Genomic DNA, 21,795 nt, shown 5'->3' with positions numbered 1-21,795 from the left:
GTCGGCTCAGGCGGTGACCCTGGCGACGAGCACACACGCGTCGTCCACCCGTCCGGCCCCGCCGAACTCCTCCACGAGCGCCCGCACGCAGTCCTGTGCGTCCCGGGCGTCGTCGAACCGTGGGGCGAGGCCCAGCAACCGGTCCACGGCCGCCGTCCGGCTGTGCCCGGGTACCAGCCCCTCGGTGTGCAGCAGGAGCAGGTCGCCCGGTACGAGGTTCACCTCGGCCTGCCCGTAGACGGCGCCCGAGGTGGCGCCGAGCAGCACACCCTCGGGGGCGTCGAGCGCGCGCCCCGTCCCGTCGCGGAACAGCAGCGGGGCGGGGTGTCCCGCCTGCCCCCAGACCAGGGTCCGGCTGGCGGGCCGGTAGCGGGCGCAGACGGCGCTGCCGAGGGCGGGCTGCACCGTGGCGTCGAGCAACTGGTTGAGCAGGGAGAGGAGTTGGCCGGGCTGGGTGCCGGTCATGGCCATGCCGCGCACCGCGCCGAGCAGGGTCGCCATGCCGGAGGCGACGGCGACCCCGTGCCCGGTGAGGTCGCCGACGCTGAGCAGCGTCTCGCCGTCGGCCAGCTCCAGGGCGTCGTACCAGTCCCCGCCGATCGGTGTCCCGCCGTCCGCGGGCAGCCGGTGCGCGGCGAGGTCCAGGGTGCGCGGGCCCTGGTGCGGGGGGCGCAGGGAGCCGCGCCAGGGCGGCAGCACGGCCTCCTGGAGCTCGGTGGCGACCCGGCGCTCGGTCTGCTCCCGCTGGCGGTGCCTGTGCAGCGAGTCATGCGTCTCGCGCACCGTGCGCCGACTGCGGCGCAGCGTGCTGACATCGCGCAGCACGGCCCACATCGAGACGGTGCCGCCGTCGGCGCCGAGCACCGGCTCGCCCATCATGTGCACGCTGCGCACGGAGCCGTCGGGGCGGCGCACCCGGAACTCGCCGTCGATCGGGCGGCCGTCGATCAGACAGTCCGTGACCATCGAGGTCAGCTTCGGACGGTCCTCCTCCACGACCAGCGAGGGCAGTTCGTCCAGGGTGAGGGCGGGCAGGGCGGGGTCGCGGCCGAGGATCCGGTACAACTCGCCGGACCAGGACGCCTCGTCGGTGAGCAGGTTCCACTCCGCGCTGCCGACCCGGCTGAGCAGCGCGCCGCGCGGGGCGCCGACGGGGGCCGGGCGGACGGCGGGCGCCTCGGCGGGCTCCGGGGGTTCGGCGGCCGGGGGCAGGGGCGCGGGTCCGTTGCGCAGCTGTGCCAAGTGGGCGTCTAAATCGTCCAGTTGGTGCAGCGCCAGGTCGTACAGGGCGCGCTGCCAGCGCTCCTCGGGGTCCATGTCGTCGCAGCGGACGTCCCGCCGTACCGCGTCCACGTCGCCCTTGAGCCGCCGCGCCTGCGTGATCAACGCCTCGACCGGGTCGTGCCCGGGCGGCTGTGCGGCTGGGCGGTCCGCGGAGACCGATGACGGCATTTCGCACTCCGAACGAGGGGGACGGCAGGGCCGGGCGGGACGGGGACCGTAACGACTCTCGCACAGCGCGGGACGCCCCGTAAGGGATTTGGCAACACACGATACGGTGGTGCTTCTGGCATATGCCAGAGTCTTCCCGAACCGATCCCCGAGCGCTCGCGGAATGCCCGGTGAGACGATCAAGTCGTAGACAATCTACGGGAGTTGACGGACTCGGCGGTCCTTCGTCCAGACCCCCGGACCAGGCAGTCAACCGTCTGTTCGACGGCCATGCGTTCCCCGCTGTTCGGGACCGGCCTGTACCCATCGAACTCTGACCGGATTTGACGCCATGCGAAGGGCCGCTCCGGACTCCATAAAGGCATGGAGACCACCATCGAACTGCCCGCCCTCGCCCGGCTCGTGACCGCCGAGGACCAGGAGATCCCGCTCACGGCCATCCTGCGCTACACCACGGGCGACCCGCTCGCCGTCTTCGTCGACTTCCCGGCCGAGGCGGCGCTGGAGGGCGAGGACGTCAGCTGGACCTTCGCGCGCTCCCTGCTCGACCAGGGACTGCGCACCCCGGCCGGACACGGCGATGTGCAGATCTGGCCCTACGGCCGCACCCGGACCGTCCTGGAGTTCCACTCGCCCTTCGGTCTCGCCCTGCTCCAGTTCCCCACCTCGACCCTGCGCCGCTTCCTGCTGCGCAGCTACGAGGTGGTCGCGGCCGGCCAGGAGGACATGGAGACCGTGGTGGAGCGGGGGCTGAACGCGCTGTTCGGAGGGGTGTGAGGCGTCCGCCGGAGTTGTCCCGGTGAGCCCCGGCCGGTTTTGAATATTGTTCATCTTCGCCTCACCGCACGGGTATGGACGCCGACGACCGGCGCGGGCACCCTGGCCCGCGGTGTGCCGCAGGGGCACTCCCGTGACCGAGGACGGACGAATGACACCGATCAGCCGAAGGGGCTTCGTGGGGCTGGGCGCATCCGTGGCGGCGGGAGTGGCGCTGGGCGCCACCACGCGCACCACCGCGGCGGCCGCCACCACGGCGACCGGCACGATCAAGGACGTCAAGCACGTGGTGATTCTGATGCAGGAGAACCGCAGCTTCGACCACTACTTCGGCCGCCTCAAGGGCGTGCGCGGCTTCGACGACCGCAGCGGCATCACCCTCAGCGGCAACTACTCCGTCTTCAACCAGCCGAACCTGCTCTCCCGTCAGTACCCGTGGAAGCTCAGCTCCACCCCGTCGGTGTTCGGCAAGGACGGCGAGACCCTCGCGCAGTGCAACGGCGACCTGCCGCACTCCTGGTCCTCGCAGCACTCCGCCTGGAACAAGGGCCGCCTGGACAACTGGGTCCTGGGTGTCGGCAACGTCCGCTCGCTCGGCTACCTGGACCGCTCCGACATCCCCTTCCACTACGCGCTCGCCGACAACTACACCATCTGCGACGCCTACTTCTGCTCCACGCTGAGCGCCACCGGACCCAACCGCACCTACCTGTGGAGCGGCAAGGTCGACTCCTCCAGCAACGACGGCGGCGACGAGTCCGGCCTCACCTGGCAGACCTACGCCGAGTCGCTGCAGGCCGCCGGGGTGAGCTGGAAGGTCTACCAGAACGCCGCGGACAACTACGGCGACAACGCCTGCGCGTACTTCAGCACGTTCGCGGGCGCCAAGGCGGGCGACCCGCTGTACGACCGGGGCATGTCCTCGGTGCCGAAGGTGACCGGCTCCACCCCGGACGACATCGCCGCCGCCATCAAGGCCGACGTACAGGCGGGCACCCTCCCGCAGGTCTCCTGGGTGGTGGCCAACCAGGCGTTCTCCGAGCACCCCTACGCCCCGCCCGGCGACGGCGCCCACTTCGTCAACCTCGTCTACCAGGCCCTCGCCGCCGACGAGGACGTCTTCGACTCCACCGTCATGTTCCTCAACTACGACGAGAACGACGGCTACTTCGACCATGTGCCCCCGCCGTCCCCGCCCTCCGGCACGGCCGACGAGTTCCTCAACGGGGTGCCGATCGGCTTCGGGTTCCGGGTGCCGATGATCGTCATCTCGCCCTGGACGCGCGGCGGCTGGGTCTCCTCGGAGGTCTTCGAGCACACCTCGGTGCTGCGCTTCCTGGAGTCCTGGACGGCCGCCCTCGGCACGCCCGCGAAGTGCCCCAACATCAGCGACTGGCGGCGCAGGGTGAGCGGCGACCTCACCGGTGTGTTCGACTTCGCCCACCCGGTCAAGGGCGCGGTGCCGCTGCCCGCGACCAGCGTCATCGGCATCGACAACTGCACCTCGCTGCCCAACCCGGTACCGACCGACAACGCGTTGCCCGCCCAGGAGTCCGGCACCCGCCCGGCCCGCGCGCTGCCGTACCAGCCGGGCGGCTACCTGGACCGTTTGGAGTTCGACGCGGGCGGCAAGACGCTCGCCTGGTTCGTCATGACCAACCAGGGCGGCCCCGCCTCCCGCGCGGCCCACTTCTCCATCCACCCCAACGCCTACCGGGACACCACCCCCTGGCAGTACACGGTGGACGCGGGCGGCACCGCCACCGACTACTTCAACATCGGCTCGGGCTACGGCGACGGCAAGTACGACCTGTCGATGGTCGGCCCCAACCGCTTCCTGCGCCGCTTCCAGGGCGACGCCACCAAGGCGGGCAAGTCCGCGGAGGTGAGCACCCGTTACGCGACCGAGCCGGGTACCGGGAAGCTCGCCCTCTACTTCAAGATGGCCAACTCCGGCTCGTCGTCGGTGAAGTTCACCATCACCTCCAACCACTACCGCTCCGACGGCCCCTGGACGTACACCGTCGCCGCCGGCGCCTCGACGGAGGACTTCTTCAACGCGGTCGCGTACAACAACGGCTGGTACGACTTCACGATCACCGTGGACTCCGACTCGACCTGGTCGCGCCGGTTCACCGGACACCTGGAGACGGGCGCCGCCAGCGTCAGCGGCTGAGCCGACAAGCGCGCGCTCCCTCACGCCGACGATCGCGCGCGGCGTACGTCGGCGGGGGAGCGCGTGCTCAAGGGACGCGGGGGCGGATCAGAACCGCAGTACCCCCGCGATCCCGTCCTCCTCGCCCAGCGTGCCGTCGGGCACGAAGCGGACGTCGGCGCCGGTCTCCAGGCACTGTTCCACGATCTCGTCCACGATGTCGTCGCGGGCGTCCAGATCGCCGGGCTCGGCCGGTATCAGATGGTCGCCGTCGTCGCGGACCACCGCCCGGAAGCCGTCCTCCACGGCGAGCAGCCGCACCCGGCCCTCGCGGGCGCTGAGCCACAGCTCGTCCAGGCCCGCCGCGAAGGTGCGGTGGCCGCGCGCCGAGGTCAGTTCCTCGACGATGGAGTGGGCGTCCTTGGACTCCTCCGCCTCCAGGACCGGCCGGATGGCCTGCCACACCGCCTCGGGGCCGGAGTGGGCGAGCCCGCCGTGCCCCACGTGCACCGCGCCCCTGGCGACCGTGCCGGCCTCGTCCAGCAGGGAGAGCGCCGCGCGTTCGCCGGTGACGTACAGCGGGCGCGGCTGCTCGCGCAGGACCGCGGCCATCGCGTTGTCCGCCTCGCGCAGGAACTGGCGGGTGCCCTCGTCACGGAAGGTGCTCGGCAGATCGCCGATGCGCTCCTGGCGCTCGGCGTCGAAGTTCGGTCGGCTGCGGGTCAGCGGGAAGCCCCCGGCGTGCTCCTCCACCACCCGGTCACCGCCGCCGCTCCACAGGGTGACCTGGTCGGCCGAGACCGACAGCACCCAGAACGGCCGCTCCGCCGCCTGCGCGGCGACCAGATTGCGGGTGAGGAAGGTGTCCGCGAGCACCACGCGCTCGGGGACGCTGCGGGCCAGCGACCAGACCTGGTGCTCACCCGGCGCCGCGAAGATCACCAGACCGTCCTCGGCATGCGCGAGATCCACCTCGGCGAGCGCCCGGTCGAGCTGGGCGTCCACGTCCGCCCGCCGCTCCCGGGTCACGGCCGGATCGGCCTCCAGGCGCTTGCGGGCCTCGGCCAGCACATTGCGCAGCCGGACCGGATCCTGGTCGCTGCCGGATCCCCTGCGGTGCGTCGGGGTCAGCACCGACACCGCCGGATAGGGCCGCGGACGCCGCAGTTCGGCAAGGGTTGCGGGACTCAGTGCGTGCTCCATGACAGCACCATAGGGCTGATTCACCCGTACGGCATTCGGGGTATTCGAGACGTATGACCGCGTGCCGGGACGTGCCCGCGGTGCCCCGGTGGCCGGGCCGCCCGGGCGCCGGAGCGGTTTTCGACCGGGACGCCATGCGGCGCGCCCCTGCTTGGGAAATTTTTTGCCCATGGCCGGTTTCCTGCGCCCCGGGCGCTCCGGCGCTGCGGTTCCCGGACCTCGCGAAGGCAAAACGCGGCCGAAACCGTCGGCCGGACGGCCCCGGCCGTGTTACGTCCGCGTTGACCGGCGCCGGGCGTCGGCGGAGGCTCGTCATATAGGTGCTCGATACAACTGGTTCGTCGGCCGGTGCCGCGGCCCCCACGAAAGCACAGGTGAACGCGGCACCGGCGGTCGGCCGGAGGCAGGAGGCAGCGCATGTGCGGCATCACCGGATGGGTGTCCTTCGATCGTGACCTCAGCGCCGAGGCCACCACATTGCATGCGATGACCGAGACGATGGCCTGCCGCGGCCCGGACGACCGCGGCACCTGGGCCGAGGGGCCCGCCGCCCTCGGCCACCGCCGGCTCGCCATCATCGACCTGCCCGGCGGCCGCCAGCCGATGTCCCTCGCGACCCCCGAGGGCACCGTCGCGCTGGTCTACTCCGGGGAGACCTACAACTTCACCGAGCTGCGCCGCGAACTGACCGACCGCGGCCACCGGTTCACCACCGACTCCGACACCGAGGTGGTCCTGCACGCCTACGTCGAATGGGGCGACGCGTTCGCCGAACGCCTCAACGGCATGTACGCGTTCGCCATCTGGGACGGCCGCCGCGACAAGCTCGTGATGATCCGCGACCGCATGGGCATCAAGCCGTTCTACTACTACCGCACGCCCGACGGCGTCCTGTTCGGCTCCGAGCCCAAGGCGATCCTCGCCAATCCGCTGGTCCGCCCCCGGGTGACCCTCGACGGGCTGCGCGAACTGCTCGTGATGATCAAGACCCCGGGGCACGCCGTCTGGGACGGCATGCGCGAGGTGGAACCCGGCACGGTCGTCACCGTCGACCGCTCCGGACTGTCCACCCGCGTCTACTGGCGGCTGGAGACCCGCCCGCACGAGGACGACCGCGACACCACCATCGCCACCGTGCGCACCCTCCTGGACGACATCGTGCGCCGCCAGCTCGTCGCGGACGTGCCCCGCTGCACCCTGCTCTCCGGCGGCCTCGACTCCTCCGCCATGACCGCGATAGCCGCCCGGCAACTCGCCGAACAGGGCGAGACGGTGCGCTCCTTCGCCGTCGACTTCGTCGGCCAGACCGAGAACTTCGTCGCCGACGAACTGCGCGGCACCCCCGACACCCCCTTCGTGCACGACGTCGCCCGCAGCTCCGGCACCGACCACCAGGACATCGTGCTCGACGCCGAGGCCCTCGCCGACCCCGCCGTGCGTGAACAGGTCATCCGGGCCCGCGACCTGCCCGCGGGCTTCGGCGACATGGACGCCTCACTGCTGCTGCTCTTCCGCGCCATCCGGCAGAAGTCCACGGTCGCGCTGTCCGGCGAGTCCGCCGACGAGGTCTTCGGCGGCTACCTCCAGTTCTTCGACGAGGACGCCCGCAACGCCGACACCTTCCCCTGGCTGGTGCGCTTCGGCCGGCACTTCGGCGACGACTCCGACGTGCTGCGCCCCGACCTGGTCAAGAACCTCGACCTGGAGAGGTACACGGCCGACGGCTACCGTACGGCCGTCGCGGGCATCGAACGCCTCGCCGGGGAGAGCGACTTCGAGTTCCGGATGCGGCGGATCTGCCATCTGCACCTGACCCGGTTCGTGCGCATCCTGCTCGACCGCAAGGACCGGATGAGCATGGCCACCGGCCTGGAGGTGCGGGTGCCGTTCTGCGACCACCGCCTGGTCGAGTACGTGTTCAACGCCCCCTGGGCCCTGAAGTCCTTCGACGGCCGGGAGAAGAGCCTGCTGCGCGAGGCCGCCAGGGACGTCCTGCCGCGGAGCGTGTACGACAGGGTCAAGAGCCCCTACCCGTCCACCCAGGACCCGCGCTACGCCCGCGCCCTCCAGGACCAGGCCAAGGACCTGCTCGCCCGGCCCTCGCACCGCGTCTTCGACCTGGTGGACCGGGACCGCGTCCGCAAGGCCGCCGAACGCGAGGCCCCGGTGTCCGACCAGGCGGCCCGGCGCGGCCTGGAACGCACCCTGGACCTCGCCCAGTGGCTGGACCTGTACGCGCCGGAACTCGTCCTTGGCTGAGCGGCCCTCTCAGCTGGGGCCGGGGCTGCTCGCCGCCGGGCTGACCGGGCCCGTCGGCGTGGCGCCGGTCGGGCTCGGGCTCGTCGGCGCCGGGCTCGTCGGGCTCGGGCTCGCCGGGGGCGTCGGGCTCGGCCGGTGCGGGACCCGCCCGGTCGGGCTCGGGCTCGGGCTCGGCGTCGTCTTCGTCGGGGTCGGCCTCGGGCTCGTCCGGGTCCCCGCGCCGAGTCCCAGCGCCCGGTCCGCGGCCGCCGTCGAGGACTGCCAGGGCGTCGTCACCGGCTCCCACACCGCCACCTTGGATCCGGTGCCGAGCCGGGCGGGGGCGAAGACACGGCCCCAGCGGCCCGTCCAGTCGCCGACGGTGACCGACGCCGCCCGGCGGGCCTGCGGGTCCGCCGCGCGGGCGATGGTGCGCACATCGGCGTGGACGGTCGCGCCCGCCGCGAGTCGCAGCCGGCCCGTGCCGTCCCCCGACACCGGCAGCGCGGCCCCGTCCAGGCCGCCGAACGTCACCAGCGGCACCCGGTCGATGGCGCAGGCGCGCCCGCTGCGGTTGGTGACGCTGACGCGTACCACGGTGGGCCGGTGCGGCACGGTGGCCGCCCGCAGCGCCAGCTCCCCCTGGACGCAGGGTGCCACCCGTGGGGCCCTGGGGGCCGCCTGTCCCGGCGGCGCGGTCAGCAGCAGGGCCGCCACGGCGGCAGAGGCGGCGGGTACGGCGATGGCGGCGCGCTTGCGCATGATGGTGTCCCTCCGGTCGCGGTCACGGACGCCGGTCGGCGGCCGGTGCCTTCATCGGTCGATGCGGTTCGGGAAGACGCTCCACTCCTTCCCGTCCGCCGGGCAGGAGCTGCCGTACGCGGGCAGGGAGCCGTGGAGCAGGAAGTCGTCCACCGTGCGGTGCACGCACACGGAGGAGCCGTAGCCGGTGTGCCCGTCGCCCTTGTTGTCGAGGACGACGGCCGCGGGGCCGAGCCGCTGCGCGGTCCTGACGGCCCACGGGTACGGCGTCGCCGGGTCCCCGCGCGTGCCCACGAGCAGCATCCGCGGCGTGTCGACGTCCTTCACCCGGGCGCGGATGAAATCGGTGCCCTTGGGGCGGCCGTAGCACATCAGCACCTGGGTGAGGCGGTAGCGCCCGAACACGGGGGACGCCTCGTCGTACGCGGCCCGCAGCCGCTTCAGGTCTCCGGCGATCCGGGCGGCGGAGGGCCGGTCGGGGTCGTCCGCGCAGTTGATGGCCATCAGGGCGGCCTGGAGGTTGTCGGCCGGCACGTCCTGGGGGTCGACCAGGCCGCCGTGCCGGGGCGTGGGACGGCCCAGCACCGGCCCGGCGCCGCCGGTGGCGAAGCCCATGACGCCCCGGGGATCGCGGTCCCGGGTCAGCGAGCCCAGCGCCCGCTCCAGCGACGGCCACAGGTCCTTGCTGTACAGGGCCTGCACGATGGCGGCCACCAGGTCCTGCCCGGAGAACGGGTCGCCGCCCTCCGTCGTGACCGGCCGCCGGTCCAGCGAACGCACCAGCCGGACCACCGCGTCAGTGGCCGTGCGCCGGTCCCGCCCGAACGGGCAGCCGGCGTCCCGCGCGCACCAGTCCAGGAAGTCCTCCAGCGCGGTCTGCTGCCCGCGCGCCCCGTCGATGCCCTGCTCGGCGAGCGACTCGGTCAGGGTGTCCACGCCGTCCAGCGCCATCCGCCCCACGTGGTGCGGGAACTGCGCCGCGTACACCGAGCCGAGCCGTGTCCCGTACGAGAAACCCAGGTAGTTGAGCTTCCGCTCGCCGAGAGCCTGGCGGATCACGTCCAGGTCCCGGGCGGCGTTCACCGTCCCTATGTACGGCAGCACGTCACCGGAACTGCGCGCGCACGCGACCGCGCTCTGCCGCAACTGCCGCAGCAGCGCCTGGGGATGGCCCAGATCGGCGTCCGCGCCGGTGACCTGGGCGACCTGGTCGCCGCCGTCGCCGCAGCTGACGGGGGAGGAGCGGCCCACCCCGCGCGGGTCGAAGGTGACCACGTCGTAGCCGCTGGTCAGCTCCATGAACTGCCTGCCGTCGTACGCCAGTTCGTTCACGCCCGCGCCACCGGGGCCGCCGAAGTTCAGCAGCACCGAGTGGTGGGACCCGCCGGTGCCGCGATAGCGGGCCAGCGCGAGATCGAGCGTGCCGGTGCCGGGGCGGGCGTAGTCGAGCGGCACCGTCACCTTCCCGCACTGCATGTCCCTCGGCGTGCCCGGACCGGCGCAGGCACCCCAGGCCACCCGCTGCCGGTAGAACCGGGACAGGTCGGGGCGGTCGGTCGCGGCCGCTGGCGCGGCCGGTGCCGAGACCGCGGGCGTGGGCAGGACGGAACCGAGCAGCGCCAGGGCGAGGACTCCGGTACCCGCACCGCGCCGCACCGCGGACCGCGTGCACAGCTTGGCCAGCATCGATCGCCTCCCGAGGCGCCCGCAGCGGACCGGGACGGCGCCTTTTCGCTCACCATAAATGGGCCCCGTTCGGCCCGCCTCCGGGCGAGCGGAACGCCCCCGGGTGCCGTATGCTCCGCGCCCGATTGGTGATCATTCATCGGCCTTACAAGCGGTTTATCGACGGTGCCACTCGATGGGGTGAAAGCCCGATGGGCCATAACTCGGCCGGTTCGCCCGCGTTTTACCGGGTGCGGGCGACTGCCCGCGAACTTGTCTGGAAGGCAGGAACCAATGAGACGGGCTACCCGAAACGGTGTGATCGCCGCCGTCGCCGCCTCCGGTGCGATGGCCCTGGCGTGGCCGGTGTCCGCCGCGTTCGCGGCCGACGGCGCGAGTGCCGACGGCGTCGCGGCCGGCTCGCCCGGACTGATCTCCGGCAACGGCATCCAGCTGCCGGTGGACGTCCCGGTGAACGTGTGCGGCAACACGGTCGACGTGGTCGGGCTGCTCAACCCGGCCATGGGCAACCGGTGCGCGAACGAGACCGGTGCCGCCAAGGGCGGCTCGACCACCTCCGGCGGGGCCGCGGCCCACGGCGCCGCCCAGCACTCCCCGGGAGTGATCTCAGGAAACGGGATCCAGCTCCCCATCGACCTGCCGGTGAATGTCAGCGGCAACAGCGTCAATGTGGTGGGGCTGCTCAACCCGGCCATGGGCAACACCTCCGTCAACGGCGGCGGCGAGACCCCGACCCACCCGGTGGCGCCCACCCCGCCGCCGCCGGCCCCCGTCAAGTCCCACCCGGCCGCCCCGCACACCCCGCGGCCCGCGCCGGAGCCGGTGACCGCCTCACTGGCCCACACCGGTACGGACATGACGGCCCCCGCGGCGGTCGGCAGCGCGGCACTGCTGCTCACCGGCACCATCCTGTACCGCCGCTTCCGCCCGACCCGTATGCGCTGACCCCCACCTGTCCCAGGCCTCCACCGGCCACCGGGCCCCCACCGTCCAGCAGTCGACCGGACGCCGGCCCGGTGGAGCCTCGCGGCGAACGCGCGCCCAGCGGCGACAACTTCACAGCGGCGACCTGTCCTCGTCTCCGCGATCCGGCTCACGCGTGCGCCGACCGCCCACCGGCCGGTGCCGGTCGGCTGATCTTCCCGTGGTGCGACGGCCGTTGATCCGCGAGGATGCTGCGGACACGGGCCGTCCGGTACGGCGGTCGGCCCCCGACGCGAATGGAGCGCACCGATGACTTCTCCCGCCCCCCAGGACCTCGTCGTCACCCGGGCCGGTCTCGCCGACTGGCCGGTGATCAGCGAGTGGGCGGCGGCGGAGGGCTGGAACCCCGGACTGGCCGACGGACCCGCGTTCTTCGCCCAGGACCCCGAGGGCTTCTTCCTCGGCCGGATCGACGGAGAGCCGGTCTCGGCCGTCTCCGTCGTCAACTACGGCGCCGACTACGCCTTCCTCGGCTGCTACCTCGTCCGCCCCGACCTGCGCGGCCAGGGACACGGCCTCACCACCTGGAAGACCGCCCTGGCCCACGCCGGCACCCGCACCATCGGCCTCGACGGAGTCGTCGCCCAGCAGGACAACTACCGCCAGTCCGGCTTTCAACTCGCCCACCGCACGATCCGGTTCACCGGCACCGCCCCCGAGACGGACACCCCCGCGGGAGTCCGCTCCGCCGGGCCCGCCGACCGTGCCGCGATCACCGCCTACGACAGCGCCTGCCACCCCGCCGAGCGCCCCCGCTTCCTCGCCGAGTGGCTCACCGCCCCCGGCCACCACACCGTCGTACGCCACCGGGACGGGCGCCTCACCGGGTACGGCGTGATCCGCCCCGGCCGCGACACCCTGCGCGTCGGCCCGCTCTTCGCGGACAGCGCCGAGGACGCCCGCGCCCTGTTCGCCGCGCTGGCCCGGGAGGCCGCCGGTCGTGAACTCGCCGTGGACGTACCCGAACCCAACGCCGCCGGCATCGCCCTCGCCGAGGCCGCCGGACTCGCCCCCTCCTTCGAGACGGCGCGCATGTACACCGGCCCGGTCCGCGCCCACGCCCAGGACCGCGTCTTCGGCGTGACCACCCTCGAACTGGGCTGACCGGCTTATCGCGTTGCCGCGCCCCCTGCCGTGTGATCAGGTGGGCGGCCATGGAAAAGAACGAGATCCTCGCCCAGTACGACCGTGACCTGCGCGAGAACGCCGTCCCCGACGGCCCCGGCGCCCGGGTCGAACGCGTCGGGGAGGTGGTACGGCAACTCGCGGACGCGCACGGCTGGAACGGCGTGCTCTGGACCGGCCTCGACGAGGCGGGCGCGGACGCGGCGATCCAGGAGCAGATCGCCGCCTTCACCGCCCTCGGCCACGACTTCGAGTGGAAGCTCTACAGCCACGACCGGCCGGCCGACCTCGGCGACCGGCTCACCGCGGCCGGATTCCGGGCCGAGCCGGCCGAGACGCTGATGATCGGCGAGATCGACCGGCTCGACCTGGACGCCCGGCTCCCCGAGGGCGTACGGCTGGTGGAGGTCGTGGACGAGGCGGGCGTCGACCTCTTCATCGAGATGCACGAGAAGGCGTTCGGCACCGACGGCACCCGGATGCGCCTGCGGCTCCTCGACCAACTGGCCACCGATCCGGACGCGTTGGTCGCCGTCGTCGCGCTGGCCGGGAGCGAGACCGTCAGCGCTGCCCGGATGGAACTGGTGCCCGGCACCCCGTTCGCCGGTCTGTGGGGCGGCGGCACCGCCGAGGCGTGGCGGGGCCGGGGCCTGTACCGCGCCCTCGTCGCCCACCGCGCCCGGATCGCCGCCGCCCGCGGCTGCCGTTACCTCCAGGTCGACGCCTCGCCCATGAGCCGCCCCATCCTGGAACGCCTCGGTTTCCTCCCGCTGAGTGTCACGACCCCGTATCTCTATGAGATCAAGGGGAGTTGACGGTACGTCAACGACGTGACCTCGCCCGATCGAGTGCGCTGATCCCCACCGCCGCCAGGGCGATCTGGATGAGCCACTCGATCCAGTCGGGCCCCTTGGTGTCCGCGACCCCGATCCCCGCCGCGATCGCGGAGCCGATGAGCGCGGCCACGATGCCGACGACGATGGTCCACAGCACTCCGATGTGCTGCCGCCCCGGCACGACCAGCCGGCCCAGCACGCCGATGATCAGGCCGATCACGATCGCGCTGATGATGCCTGAAATCTCCATCTCCACCCCTCCGCACGGCGTAAACCCGTCCCTGGAGAAGGTGCCCGCTCCGGGCGCGGACAGTCCGGCGCGCTTTATTGCCGGGACTTTCTGTTCATCGGCGCTTCATGCCATGTACCTTTCAAGCCATCAACGCGTGTAGAACCCTCAAGCGGGTTCTACGCGCGCAGATTTGGCGCGCCGCAACTCCTTCTCCCCACACCCCACAACGGAGGTTCGCCGGATGCTCGGATCCACGAGATCCCGACGCAGAGTCACCACCGCACTCGCCGGATTCGGCCTGCTCCTGACCGGAGCGGCCGTCCAGGTCGGTGCGAGCGCCCCCGCCCGGGCGGCGACCACGCACCGCGTTCTGTTCGACAACGCCCACGCCGAGACGGCCGGCAACGCCGACTGGGTCATCTCCACCAGCCAGCCCGACCCGCTGGGCCAGAACGCCGACCCGCAGTCCGAGACGGACTGGACCGGCGCGCTCTCCTCCTGGGGCGTGGCGCTGCAGAAGACCGGTGACTACAGCCTGAAGACGCTGCCTTCGGGCCAGAGCCTGAGCTACGGCGGCTCGTCCGCGCAGGACCTGTCGAACTTCGACACGCTGGTCCTGCCGGAGCCCAACACGATGTTCAGCACCGCCGAGAAGACGGCGATCATGAACTTCGTGAAGAACGGCGGCGGTCTGTTCATGATCTCCGACCACACCGGTGCCGACCGCAACAACGACGGCAACGACGCGGTCAAGATCCTCAACGACCTGATGACGAACAACGGCGTCGACAACACCGACCCGTTCGGCTTCTCCATCGACTCGCTGGACATCAGCTCCGGCTACCCGGCCGCGATCAGCGACAGCACCGACCCGGTGCTGAACGGCTCGTTCGGCAAGGTCACCAAGAGCCTGTTCGCCGACGGTACGACCGCCACCCTCAAGCCCGCCGACAACGCGGCCGTCAAGGGCCTGGTCTATCGCAGCGGTTACTCGGGCAACACCGGTGCCTTCTTCCTGACCAGCACCTTCGGCTCCGGCCGCGTCGCGTTCTGGGGCGACAGCTCCCCGATCGACGACGGCACCGGCAGCTCCGGCAACACCCTGTACGACGGCTGGAACGACAGCGGCGCCACCAACGCGGCGCTCGCCCTGAACGCCACCGCGTGGCTCGCCGGTGACGGCGGCACCAGCGGCGGTGGCGGCACCGGCGGCGGCACGGGTGGCGGTGGCACGGGCGGCGGCGGCACCGGCACCTGCACCGCGGGCCAGCTGCTCGGCAACAACGGCTTCGAGTCGGGCAACACCACCTGGAGCGCGTCCGGCAAGGTCATCACCAACGCCGCGGCCGAGTCGGCCCATTCGGGTTCGTACTACGCCTGGCTCGACGGCTACGGCACCGCGACCACCGACACGCTGTCCCAGTCGGTGGCCGTCCCGGCGGGCTGCACCTCGGCCAAGCTGAGCTTCTACCTGCACGTCGACACGGCCGAGACCTCGACCACCACCGCCTACGACACCCTCAAGGTGCAGGTGCTGAACGGCTCCGGCACGGTGCTCGGCACCCTGGCGACGTACTCGAACCTCAACGCCGGCTCCGGCTACACCCAGCGCAGCTTCGACCTCAGCGGCTACGCGGGGCAGAACGTCACCCTTCAGTTCACCGGCACCGAGGGCTCCAAGTACCAGACCTCGTTCGTCGTGGACGACACCGCGCTCAACGTGAGCTGAGCGCCCGCGCACGCGAGGGGGGTGGGTCCGGCGGGGCCCACCCCCCTCGTCATGCCGCAGGCACGGTCCGCTCCGGGGTGTTCCAGCCGGAGACCCGCACCCGCGGGGCCGCGCCGTGCAGCCCGGCCGTCCGGTAGACGGCGGTCAGCGTCACCGACTCGCCCGGCCACAGCCCGACCTCGTTGTCCGACCAGCGCACCGGCAGCACCGGCGCCCCGCGCCCGTCGACCAGATGCACATCCGTCAGCAGCGAGGGCGTCCGCCCGTCCGTGGTGTTGCGCAGGGTCACCGTGGTGGTCGAGGTGCCGCCGTCCGAGCGGGTGGTGGCGGTCGCCGCCACCGGGACCGGCGCCATCGAGGCGAGACCGGTGAGGTCCGCGTAGCCGGTCGTCGGCGTGTACCACCAGGTGGTGCGCGGCCAGTCGAGCGTGTCCTGCCTGCCGGAGAGCCAGTACACGTTCCGGCTCACCTCCCGGCCCTCCGCGTCGGTCAGCACCAGCCGCAGCAGATACGTCCGGGCCAGCCCGGGTACCGACTCCGGCAGGGTCAGCGCGTTCGTGTGGGCCCCGTCCCCGGCCACCGAGAGCCCGGCGGCGGCCCCGTCGTAGCGCAGGGTGCCGTCCGGGTCGAAGAGCGTGGCCCGCGCGGAGAGGCCCCGCCGCGTCATGTGCCGGTTGTTCACCACCGTGACCGAGCGGTCGTCGTACCCGTACTGGATGTGCAGCGGCTCGTTGGCCTTCTTCGCGCCGAAGTAGGCGCCGCCCTGGTCAAGGTAGCGGTCCGTCAGCTGCCAGTGCAGGGACGTCCAGCCGCTGTTGAACATCCAGTGGATCACCCCGGTCGCCGGTTCCTCGGGGTCCGTCGCGTTACGGCCGTACGCCTCGAACTGGGCCCGTACGTTCTCGTACTGGGCCAGCTGGGCCTTGCGGACGTAGTCGGCGAGGCCGGTGGGGGCGCCGTAGCGGGCGGCGAGCGCGGCGTCGTAGAGCGAGAGCGTGCCGAAGGTGGCGGACGGTGAGCGGTGGTACTGCTTGGCCCCGGGGTCCCGCCAGAGGCTGTCCAGCTCGGCCGGGGTGAGCATCCGGCGCAGGGTGTCCAGGGTGGGGATGCTCGGGCCCGCGCTGGTCTCGGAGTTGAAGCCGGTGGCCCCGCCCTCGCGCTTGGCGTACCAGTAGTCCGGCGGCACCCAGTCGTAGGGCCCGGTCATCTTCATGCCCGAACTGCCCAGTCGCGGCGAGGACTTGTCGGAGGCGGCGGAGACGACCGGGAGGTTCCAGTCGGCGGCCCGCAGCGCGTCCAGGTAGTTCTTCTCGATCGTCGCGTCGGGCGCGAAGTCGCTGCCGATCAGGAAGGAGATCACGCTCGGGTGGTCCCGCAGCCGGGCGGCCTCGGCGGCCATGGACGCCTTCGCCACCGGATAGTCGGCCGGGGTCCACTTCTCCCCGTTCTCCGTGCCGTTGACCTGCCCCTCCCACTTGGTGCAGCACTCCCAGCCCGGCAGCGTGAGCACCCCGTACCGGTCGGCCAGTGCGAAGAACTCGTCCGGCTCCAAGTGGCCTTCCAGGCGCAGGGTGTTCAGGCCGAGGTCGACGGCGTACCGCAGCCGGTCCTCGGCGTAGCCGCGGTCCCAGCGCAGGAACTCGTCCGGCGACCAGCCGCCGCCCTTGATCAGCAGCGGGCGGCCGTTGATCCGGTACTGGCGGGCCCCGGCCGCGTTCAGCGGTGCCCGGACGTCACGGATGCCGAAGGACTCGTGCGCGGTGTCGGAGGTCCTGCCCGCGACCCGCGCGGTCAGGTCGAGGCCGTACAGCGGCTGTCCGCCCATCCCGGCCGGCCACCACACCTTCGGCGCGGCCAGGCGCAGTCGGGGCACATCGGCGGGGGAGAACGTGACGGTCCGCGTCTCGTGCGCGGCGAGCCGGACCGTCCTGCCGAAGCGTGTCCGGCCGATGGCGCCGGTGACCTCGGCGGTGACCGGCGCGGCGGAGTCGTTGCGGGCCCGCGCCCTGACCGTGAGATCGGCGGTGGCGAGGGACGGCACGGCCAGCTCGGTGACCACGTGCGCGTCGCGCAGCGCCACCGGGCCGCCCCGGCGCACCAGGACGTCCCGGACGATGCCCATGTTCCGGTCGGGCGGCGGTTGGAGCCAGTCCAGCCAGCCGACGGTCAGGTCCTTGCTCGGATCGTTGGGCCGGATGCGGAAGGCGACCGTGTTGACGCCGGGCCGCACCAGGGCGGTGACGTCCAGCTCGTGGTGGGTGTAGGCGCCGGTCACCTCCCGTGCGGCGGCCACCCGGCGGCCGTTGACATAGACGTCGGCGGCGGAGACGACCCCGCTGAAGTCGAGCAGGGTGCGCCGCGCGGTGTCGGCGACGGCGAAGTCGGAGCGGTACCACCAGGGCACCTCGAAGTCGGCCTTCGGGATCTTCGCCAGATTGGTGGAGCGGAACGGGTCGTCGTACACCCCGGCGGCCAGCAGCGCGGCCAGCACTGTGGAGCGCGGGCCCGCCGGGTACCAGCCGCGCGCCGGATAGCCGGGGGAGGAGACGGCCGCCGGGGAGTCGCTCACCTTCGCCGTGGACCGGACGGCGAAGGAGGCGAGCGGGGTGGTGGTCCCGGCGGCCGAGGGCACCTGGGTGATCCGGGTGGGCGCCGTCAGCTCCGCGACCGGGCGCAGCGGGGGCGCGGGGACATGGGGGTCGGCCCAGGCGCCGGTGGTGAGGTAGCCCAGCAGGGCGAGGAGTCCGGTGGCCGTGGCGAGCCGATGGCCGGGGGCGGGGCGAGGGAACACAGACGGTCTCCAGGCTCGCAAAGTTAGGAAACTTTACTAACCGGGCTTAAGCTAGGTCGCCGTCCCAGGGCTGTCAACGACCGTCGCCACAGCGCCCGCTGAATGTCCGTCAACCGCCTTCACCCGGCGCGCGGATTCTCACAGGGTCCCCTCCCCGACGCCTCCAGGAGTCCCCATGTCCGGTAGCCCGCCGCCCCCGGGCGGCCTCGTCCGCCGGGTCGGGCTGTTCCAGGCCACGGCCATCAACATGAGCCAGATGTGCGGCATCGGCCCGTTCGTCACCATCCCGCTGATGGTCGCCGCGTTCGGCGGGCCCCAGGCGGTCGTCGGCTTCGTCGTGGGCGCGGTGCTTGCCCTGTGCGACGGCCTGGTCTGGGCCGAGCTGGGCGCCGCGCTGCCGGGCTCCGGCGGCAGTTACGTCTATCTGCGCCAGGCCTTCCGGTACCGCACCGGCAGGCTGATGCCGTTCCTGTTCGTGTGGACGGCGATGCTGTTCGTGCCGCTGATCATGTCCACGGGCGTGGTCGGCTTCGTCCAGTACCTCGGCTACCTCGCCCCCGGTCTCGGCAGCCCGGCCGGCGATCTGATCGGCCTCGGTGTCATCGCCCTGGTCGTGCTGCTGCTGTGGCGCGGCATCGAGCACATCGCCCGGATCACGGCCGTGATGTGGACCGTGATGATCGCCTCGGTGGTCCTGGTGATCGCCGCCGCCGCGAGCGACTTCAGCCCCCATCTCGCCTTCACCTACCCGGCGGGCGCCTTCGACCTGACCGGCGGCCACTTCTGGACCGGCTTCGCCGCGGGCCTGACCATCGGTGTGTACGACTACCTCGGCTACAACACCACCGCCTACATGGGCGCCGAGATCAAGGACCCCGGCCGCGTCCTGCCGCGCTCCATCGTCTACTCGATCCTCGGCATCATGGCGATCTACCTGCTGCTCCAGATCGGCACGCTCGGCGTGGTCGACTGGCACCGGATGAGCGATCCGGGCGACATCGCGTCCACCTCGGTGGCCTCCGCGGTCCTGGAGCGGACCTGGGGCAGGGGCGCCGCCGACACGGTCACCGTGCTCATCCTGATCACCGCCTTCGCCTCCGTGTTCACCGGTCTGCTGGGCGGCTCCCGGGTGCCGTACGACGCCGCGCGCGACCGGGTCTTCTTCCGGCCGTACGCCAGGCTGCATCCACGGCACCGGTTCCCGACGCTGGGCCTGGCGACCATGGGCGTGATCACCGCGGTCGGCTTCCTGATCGGCCGGCACACCGATCTCGCGACCCTGATCCAGCTGCTCACGACCGTGATGGTGATCGTGCAGGCGCTGGCCCAGATCGTCGCCCTGACGGTGCTGCGCTCCCGGCGGCCGGAGCTGCGCCGCCCGTACCGCATGTGGCTCTACCCGCTGCCGTCCCTCGTGGCCTTCGTCGGCTGGTGCGTGATCTACGCCTGCGCCGACCGCAACTCACCGGGCCGCCATCCGATCGAATGGTCCCTGGCCTGGCTGGTCCTCGGCTGCGCCGCCTTCCTGGTCTGGGCGCGGCGGGAGAAGGTCTGGCCCCTCGGCCCGAAGGAGACCGAGGAGGAACGGCCGGCCGGACGGGACATCGAGACCGTGTGAGCCTCAAGGGTCTATGATCCGATCAGCGTGATGAGCCTCCCCGGCCGGACGAGAGAGTCCGCCCGGGGAGGCTCTCGTTCATGACCGACGTGAGCGAAAATGTGAGCGAGACCAGGACCGCGGACCTTCGTGTCCGCCCCGCGACCACCGACGACCGGCCCGCCGTCGAGCGGCTGTGGCTGATGTTCCGTCATGACATGTCCGAGTACCAGGGCGGACTGCCCGCGGCCGACGGCACGTTCCGCAGCGAACGGCTGGAGTCCGCGTTCACCGGCGACGGCTGGGCGCCGTACCTGCTGACCCGCGGGGACCACCTCGCCGGGTTCGCCTTCGTACGGGGGCTCGACGGACCGGTGCGCGTGCTGAACAGCTTCTTCGTGGTGCGGGGCGCCCGGCGCGGGGGAGTGGGGCTCAGGGCCGTACAGGTGGTGCTGCGGCGGCATCCGGGCCGCTGGGAGGTGGCCTTCCAGCGGGCCAACGCGGGCGGGGCGGCCTTCTGGCACCGGGTCGCGGAGGAGGTCGCGCCGGGGGAGTGGAGCCGCGCCGAGCGGGCGGTGCCGGGGCGGCCGGAACTGCCCGGGGACCTGTGGCTGAGCTTCACCGTGAGCGGCTGAGCGGGTCCCCGCGCGTTTACCCCGCGCGGGGTAAAGGGGGAGGGCCGGTCCGCTGGGCGCACCGGCCCTCCGTCCTTCTTCCTTCCGTGTTCTTCTTCCCTTTCGCGTTCTCGACGATCCGCTCCTTCCTCGTGCGTTCTCGTCGTGCTTCCTTCCCCGCTAAGGCATGGGCGTGCTCTTCGCGGCCTTGGTGGCCTTCGCCGACGTCGCGGCGCAGACGATGCCGAGGAGGAGGGCCAGTGCGCCGATCACGACGTTGTTGATGATCACACCGGTGTCCGGGGCGCTCCCCACGATCCACGGGGCGATGATCATCCAGACGCCCAACGCGCACATCGCCCAGCTGAGGCCGTACATCCGCTCGGGGGCCCGGGTGAATCCCAGCGCCAGCAGCGCGATCGCGATGCCCATGATCAGGTTGTGGGTCATGAGCGCCGGCTGGCCGGCGGAGTAGTGCAGGATCCAGGGCGATGCCGCGCAGTACAGACCGAGCAGGAACACCGGCCCGTCCACGAGCGCCACATCACGACCGCCGAGCATGCGGTCGTAGCGTTCCCGCATTTCGGAGACATCGGGGTGGGTCGACATGTCACCCCTGTGCGAGACGTTGGCCATGACTTTGGTCTCCTTCGAACACGCAGGCCGGACCAATGGTGGATGCGGTGTTCAGCGAGCACCGCACTACCCATTTTGCGCTTGTTCGCGGCTTATGTGTAGCGGTGGGGCTGGTTGTCATGTATGGGGTTGCTTCATAGGGGCTGGTACCGGCTGGTATCGGCTGGTACAACTCACGGTGCGGATCGATGACCCGTCCAAGCGCGGCGCGGGGGCGATCCGTGTCGACGCGCCCGTGGAGCGGCTGCGGGACGGCACCGACCCCGGCAACAGCACCGCGCCCATCGCCCTCGGGGCGATCGGCGCGCAGGACGAATCGCGCCCGCCCGTACGGGCCTTGGCGGCGGGCGCCGCGGCCCTGGCCGGGGTTCTCGCCCTCACCCTCGCCCTCACCCTCGTCCGCCGTCGCGCACGCTGACCTTCGAGGCGGTCACTCGCTCCCGGCGGGAGCGCACCGCGTCCGGGCGGGCGACACGCCGTACCGCGGCCCCTGCGACCGACCGGCGGGGCCGCCCCGCGCGCCCGTATGACTACCATCGTGTAGACGGTCCGCACACGGACGACGAGGAGGGTGAGGACATTTCCATGACCGACGACGGCAAGGACGAACGCCGGCCGGCCGGGGGACTGGAGGCGAGCGTCATGGCCGCGCTCTGGGCCGCCGACGGGCCCCTGACCCCCGGGCAGGTCCAGGCCGGCCTGGGCGCGGACCTGGCGCGTACGACGGTGACGACGATCCTCAGCCGCCTGCACGACAAGGGCGTCGTCGAGCGGCAGCGCAGGGGCCGCGGCTTCGTGTACTTCCCCGTCCAGGAGGTCCAGGACGCGCACGGCCTCACCGCCCGGCGGATGCACACCGAACTGGACCGGGACAGCGATCGCGAGACCGTGCTGGCGCGCTTCGTCGCCCAGCTCAACCCCGACGACGAGCGCATCCTGCGGGATCTTCTCGAATCCGAGGGCTGATGAGAGCGCCCG

General features: G+C 72.1%; 18 protein-coding genes. 11 read left to right on the top strand and 7 right to left on the bottom strand.

Translation table 11 applies throughout. The features are described 5' to 3' along the window. Positions 1-6: 6 nt before the first annotated feature. Positions 7-1,452, bottom strand: coding sequence for a PP2C family protein-serine/threonine phosphatase (locus ACLF5H_RS29065; RefSeq protein WP_421678957.1), 1,446 nt, complete (start codon positions 1,450-1,452; stop codon positions 7-9). A 363-nt stretch (positions 1,453-1,815) separates the two neighbouring features. On the opposite strand from ACLF5H_RS29065, the gene ACLF5H_RS29060 reads away from it, so the two are divergent. Continuing rightward, positions 1,816-2,229: an SsgA family sporulation/cell division regulator gene (locus ACLF5H_RS29060; protein ID WP_421678956.1), complete on the top strand. Its 414-nt coding sequence runs from the start codon at positions 1,816-1,818 to the stop codon at positions 2,227-2,229. A 151-nt stretch (positions 2,230-2,380) separates the two neighbouring features. Next, positions 2,381-4,405 carry a phosphocholine-specific phospholipase C gene (locus ACLF5H_RS29055; protein WP_421678955.1) on the top strand — a complete coding sequence of 675 codons (2,025 nt, stop codon included), beginning with the start codon at positions 2,381-2,383 and terminating at the stop codon, positions 4,403-4,405. 87 nt (positions 4,406-4,492) lie between these two features. On the opposite strand, the gene ACLF5H_RS29050 is transcribed toward ACLF5H_RS29055, so the two are convergent. Continuing rightward, positions 4,493-5,587: a chemotaxis protein gene (locus tag ACLF5H_RS29050; RefSeq protein ID WP_421678954.1), complete on the bottom strand. Its 1,095-nt coding sequence runs from the start codon at positions 5,585-5,587 to the stop codon at positions 4,493-4,495. Positions 5,588-6,004: 417 nt separating this feature from the next. Here ACLF5H_RS29050 and asnB point away from each other — a divergent pair, with 417 nt between their 5' ends. Then, positions 6,005-7,846 (top strand): asparagine synthase (glutamine-hydrolyzing), encoded by a 1,842-nt coding sequence (asnB, locus tag ACLF5H_RS29045; protein WP_421678953.1) that lies wholly within the window; start codon positions 6,005-6,007, stop codon positions 7,844-7,846. A 9-nt stretch (positions 7,847-7,855) separates the two neighbouring features. Here the strand turns inward: asnB and ACLF5H_RS29040 are convergent, their stop codons facing one another. Next, positions 7,856-8,587, bottom strand: a complete 732-nt coding sequence (locus ACLF5H_RS29040; protein WP_421678952.1) for a DUF4232 domain-containing protein — start codon at positions 8,585-8,587, stop codon at positions 7,856-7,858. 51 nt (positions 8,588-8,638) lie between these two features. Then, positions 8,639-10,273: an alpha/beta hydrolase gene (locus ACLF5H_RS29035; protein WP_421678951.1), complete on the bottom strand. Its 1,635-nt coding sequence runs from the start codon at positions 10,271-10,273 to the stop codon at positions 8,639-8,641. Positions 10,274-10,570: 297 nt separating this feature from the next. Between ACLF5H_RS29035 and ACLF5H_RS29030 the strand changes: the two genes are divergently transcribed. The 3 genes from ACLF5H_RS29030 (at position 10,571) to ACLF5H_RS29020 (ending at position 13,197) form a co-directional block, all read left to right on the top strand. Then, positions 10,571-11,218 (top strand): chaplin, encoded by a 648-nt coding sequence (locus tag ACLF5H_RS29030; protein WP_421678950.1) that lies wholly within the window; start codon positions 10,571-10,573, stop codon positions 11,216-11,218. Between the two features lie 288 nt (positions 11,219-11,506). Further along, positions 11,507-12,361, top strand: coding sequence for a GNAT family N-acetyltransferase (locus tag ACLF5H_RS29025; protein WP_421678949.1), 855 nt, complete (start codon positions 11,507-11,509; stop codon positions 12,359-12,361). Positions 12,362-12,411: 50 nt separating this feature from the next. Further along, the gene (locus ACLF5H_RS29020; protein ID WP_421678948.1) at positions 12,412-13,197 is read left to right on the top strand and encodes a GNAT family N-acetyltransferase; all 786 of its coding nucleotides are present in this window, start codon (positions 12,412-12,414) and stop codon (positions 13,195-13,197) included. A 7-nt stretch (positions 13,198-13,204) separates the two neighbouring features. Here the strand turns inward: ACLF5H_RS29020 and ACLF5H_RS29015 are convergent, their stop codons facing one another. Then, on the bottom strand, positions 13,205-13,468 hold the full coding sequence (locus tag ACLF5H_RS29015) for a GlsB/YeaQ/YmgE family stress response membrane protein (protein WP_085563207.1): 264 nt from the start codon (positions 13,466-13,468) through the stop codon (positions 13,205-13,207). 223 nt (positions 13,469-13,691) lie between these two features. Between ACLF5H_RS29015 and ACLF5H_RS29010 the strand changes: the two genes are divergently transcribed. Then, the gene (locus ACLF5H_RS29010) at positions 13,692-15,179 is read left to right on the top strand and encodes a hydrolase (RefSeq protein ID WP_421678947.1); all 1,488 of its coding nucleotides are present in this window, start codon (positions 13,692-13,694) and stop codon (positions 15,177-15,179) included. Between the two features lie 49 nt (positions 15,180-15,228). Here ACLF5H_RS29010 and ACLF5H_RS29005 read toward each other — a convergent pair whose 3' ends face one another. Next, positions 15,229-17,970, bottom strand: a complete 2,742-nt coding sequence (locus ACLF5H_RS29005) for a glycosyl hydrolase 2 galactose-binding domain-containing protein (protein WP_421678946.1) — start codon at positions 17,968-17,970, stop codon at positions 15,229-15,231. A 175-nt stretch (positions 17,971-18,145) separates the two neighbouring features. On the opposite strand from ACLF5H_RS29005, the gene ACLF5H_RS29000 reads away from it, so the two are divergent. Both ACLF5H_RS29000 and ACLF5H_RS28995 read left to right on the top strand, forming a co-directional pair. Continuing rightward, entirely contained in the window at positions 18,146-19,588 is a 1,443-nt protein-coding gene (locus tag ACLF5H_RS29000) for an APC family permease (protein WP_421678945.1), read from the top strand. 80 nt (positions 19,589-19,668) lie between these two features. Next, on the top strand, positions 19,669-20,202 hold the full coding sequence (locus tag ACLF5H_RS28995; RefSeq protein WP_421678944.1) for a GNAT family N-acetyltransferase: 534 nt from the start codon (positions 19,669-19,671) through the stop codon (positions 20,200-20,202). Positions 20,203-20,361: 159 nt separating this feature from the next. Here ACLF5H_RS28995 and ACLF5H_RS28990 read toward each other — a convergent pair whose 3' ends face one another. Beyond that, the gene (locus tag ACLF5H_RS28990) at positions 20,362-20,817 is read right to left on the bottom strand and encodes an SPW repeat protein (protein ID WP_421678943.1); all 456 of its coding nucleotides are present in this window, start codon (positions 20,815-20,817) and stop codon (positions 20,362-20,364) included. A gap of 178 nt (positions 20,818-20,995) precedes the next feature. Between ACLF5H_RS28990 and ACLF5H_RS28985 the strand changes: the two genes are divergently transcribed. Continuing rightward, entirely contained in the window at positions 20,996-21,235 is a 240-nt protein-coding gene (locus tag ACLF5H_RS28985) for a hypothetical protein (RefSeq protein ID WP_421678942.1), read from the top strand. 167 nt (positions 21,236-21,402) lie between these two features. Then, a complete protein-coding gene (locus ACLF5H_RS28980; protein ID WP_421678941.1) occupies positions 21,403-21,783 on the top strand; it encodes a BlaI/MecI/CopY family transcriptional regulator in 381 nt (126 codons plus the stop codon). Positions 21,784-21,795 lie beyond the last annotated feature (12 nt).

The organism is Streptomyces sp. LaBMicrA B280 (assembly GCF_049222185.1).
GTDB classification, from domain to species: domain Bacteria; phylum Actinomycetota; class Actinomycetes; order Streptomycetales; family Streptomycetaceae; genus Streptomyces; species Streptomyces murinus.
This window is presented reverse-complemented; position numbering and strand designations above follow the sequence as displayed.